Consider the following 3,371-nt stretch of genomic DNA (forward strand, 5'->3'; position numbering starts at 1 on the left):
TGTGGGGCGTGTGTTGTGCATGTGGATGGTCAGGCTGTGAAGTCGTGCAACATGCTTGCGCTCGAGGCGGATGGGGCTGATGTCGGTACGATCGAGGGTCAGGCGGCTGAGGATGGGTCGCTGAACACCATTCAGCAGGCGTTTCAGGATCATCACGGGCTTCAGTGCGGGTTCTGCACGCCGGGGATGGTGATGAGTGCGGCGGCGCTGTTGAAAGAGAACCCGCGCCCGACCGAGGCCGAGATCCGGCATTACCTGGAAGGCAATCTGTGCCGGTGCACGGGCTATCACAACATCGTCAAGGCGATCATGGCCGCATCGGGCCAGGACGTGGGCAGCATCGCTGCGGAATGATGCCGCTGCGGGCGGTTGCGCCCGTGGAATGACAGCGGGTGCCAGCGTGCACTCATAGGGAGGAGATCAAGCAATGCCCAAAGACAGTGGCATCGGAGCCAGTTCCAAGCGGCGCGAGGACGTGCGCTTTCTGACCGGAGCGGGCAATTACACCGACGACATCAACGTGGCCGGACAGGCCTATGTGTATTTCCTGCGCTCGGATATCGCGCATGGCCGGATCAGCAGCATCGATACCTCGGCGGCCGAGGGCATGCCGGGTGTGGTGCGGATATTCACCGGCAAGGATTTTGAAGGGGTGGGCGGCATCCCCTGCGGCTGGGAGGTGACGGACAAGCACGGCGCGCCCATGCAGGAACCGGCCCATCCCATTCTGGCGCAGGGCAAGGTGCGGCATGTGGGTGATCCCATCGCCGCAGTGGTGGCCGACAGCCTGGATCAGGCGCGCGACGCGGCCGAGGCGATTGACGTCGACATCGAGGAACTGCCCGCGGTGATCGACATGAAGGCGGCAGCGCAGGACGGCGCGACGCTGGTGCATGACGATCTGAAGAACAACATCTGCTATGACTGGCATCTGGGCGAGACCGACGACGCCAAGGTCGATGAGGTGTTTGCGGGCGCGGCCCATGTGACCACGCTGGATCTGGTGAACAACCGTCTGGTTGCCAACCCGATGGAGCCGCGCGTGGCGGTGGCGGAATACAGCCGCGGGACCGAGGAATATACGCTCTATACCACCTCACAGAACCCGCATGTGATCCGTTTGCTGATGTGCGCCTTCGTGCTGGGTCTGCCGGAACACAAGGTGCGCGTGGTGGCCCCGGATGTGGGCGGCGGCTTTGGCACCAAGATCTTCCACTATGCGGAAGAGGCGTTCTGTACCTTTGCGGCCAAAGCCTGCAACCGGCCCGTCAAATGGTCGGCCAGCCGGTCCGAGGCGTTCATGTCCGACGCCCATGGCCGCGATCACGTGACCACGATCGAACTGGCGCTGGATGCCGACAATAACTTTATCGGCCTGCGCACCAACACGCTGGCCAATATGGGGGCTTATCTGTCGACCTTTGCCAGCTCGGTTCCGACCTGGCTGCATGGCACGCTGGCCGCAGGCAATTACACAACTCCGGTCATTCAGGTGAACGTGAAGGCGATGTTCACCAACACGGTGCCGGTGGATGCCTATCGCGGCGCGGGCCGCCCCGAGGCGACCTATCAACTGGAACGCGTGATCGACAAGGCCGCGCGCGAGCTGGGGGTCGATCCGATTGCGCTGCGGCGTCAGAACTTCATCACCCAGTTCCCCTATGACACGCCGGTGGCGCTGACCTATGACACCGGGGATTACAACGGGACGATGGACAAGCTGGAGGCCGCTGCTGATCTGGCAGGCTTTGCCGCGCGGCGTGCGGAAAGCGAAGCCAAGGGCAAGCTGCGCGGTCTGGGCATCAACTGCTATATCGAGGCGTGCGGCATTGCGCCCTCGAACATCGTGGGGATGCTGGGCGCGCGTGCGGGTCTTTATGATGCAGCGACGGTGCGGGTGAATGCCACCGGATCAATCAGCGTCATGGTCGGTGCGCATAGCCATGGGCAGGGGCATGAGACGGCCTTTCCGCAGGTTGTGGCCGACATGATCGGCATTGACGAGTCGATGGTTGAGATCGTGCATGGCGACACCTCGAAGATCCCGTTTGGTATGGGCACCTATGGGTCCCGCTCACTGGCGGTTTGTGGCTCGGCCATGGTGAAGGCCACCGAGAAGGTGATCGACAAGGCCAAGAAGATCGCCGCCCACCTGCTGGAGGCGTCCGAGGCCGATATCGAGCTGAAGGACGGTCAGTTCAGCGTCGCGGGCACCGACAAGTCGGTGGCCTGGGGCGATGTGACCCTGACGGCCTATGTGCCCCATAACTACCCGCTGGAGGTCGAGCCGGGGCTGGAGGAGACCGCGTTTTACGACCCGGCCAACTTTACCTTCCCCGCGGGCGCCTATGCCTGCGAGGTCGAACTGGACCCTGAGACCGGCAAAGTCAGCATCGAGGCGTTCACCGCCGCGGATGACTTTGGCAACATCGTCAACCCGATGATCGTGGATGGTCAGGTCCATGGCGGCATCGGTCAGGGCATCGGTCAGGCGCTGTTGGAGAACTGCGCCTACGACGAGAATGGCCAACTGCTGAGTGCCTCTTACATGGATTACGCCATGCCGCGCGCCGATGATGTGCCGTTCTATGGCGTGGATCATTCCAGCCAGACGCCCTGCACGCACAACCCGCTGGGTGTGAAGGGCTGTGGGGAGGCCGGTGCCATTGGCTCGCCGCCCGCAGTGGTGAATGCGGTTCTGGATGCGATGAACTCGGGCGGCAAGGCGATTGACCATATCGACATGCCGGTGAGCCCGTCGCGCGTCTGGGCGGCGATGAACAGCTGAGAGGTTGGGGTAGCTGGGGGCTCTGCCCCCAGACCCCCGGGATATTTTTAGCCAGATGAAGAGCGGATCTATGTTCTTCGGAAAGGAAAAGCGGAATGTATAATTTCGAGTTTGAGAAGCCCTCGACCATTGCGGATGCGGTTGCCGCGCTGGGGGGTGAGGATGCGCAGGCGTTGGGCGGCGGTCAGACGCTGATCCCGACGCTGAAGCAGCGGTTGGCGGCGCCGTCGGCGTTGGTGTCGCTGAGCGGGATTGCCGAGATGCAGGGGGTCTGTGTCGAGGATGACGGATCGGTCGCGATTGGCGGCGCGACGCCCCATGCGGTGGTGGCGCGCGAGGCGGCGGGGTCTTATCCGGCGCTGGCGGCATTGGCCGGGCAGATCGGCGATCCGGCGGTACGCAACCGTGGCACCATTGGCGGGTCGGTGGCCAATAACGATCCGGCGGCCTGTTATCCGGCGGCTGTGCTGGGGTCGGGCGCGACCATCGTGACCAATGCGCGGCAGATCGCGGCGGATGAGTTCTTTCAGGGCATGTTCACCACGGCGTTGGATGAGGGCGAGATCATCACCTCGATCCGCTT

At 63.3% G+C, this 3,371-nt stretch carries 3 protein-coding genes; all 3 read left to right on the forward strand.

Going from position 1 to position 3,371, the window contains the following annotated elements; all coding sequences use genetic code 11:
* Window positions 1–354: (2Fe-2S)-binding protein (locus ACR0KS_RS20355; RefSeq protein WP_480693332.1), on the forward strand; the 354-nt coding region annotated here is incomplete at its 5' end.
* A gap of 73 nt (window positions 355–427) precedes the next feature.
* On the forward strand, window positions 428–2,788 hold the full coding sequence (locus tag ACR0KS_RS20360) for a xanthine dehydrogenase family protein molybdopterin-binding subunit (protein WP_170418884.1): 2,361 nt from the start codon (window positions 428–430) through the stop codon (window positions 2,786–2,788).
* Window positions 2,789–2,883: 95 nt separating this feature from the next.
* Window positions 2,884–3,371 (forward strand): FAD binding domain-containing protein (locus ACR0KS_RS20365; RefSeq protein WP_480693333.1); only part of this gene is annotated, 488 nt, incomplete at its 3' end.

It is taken from the genome of Ruegeria sp. BC7, assembly GCF_056539165.1.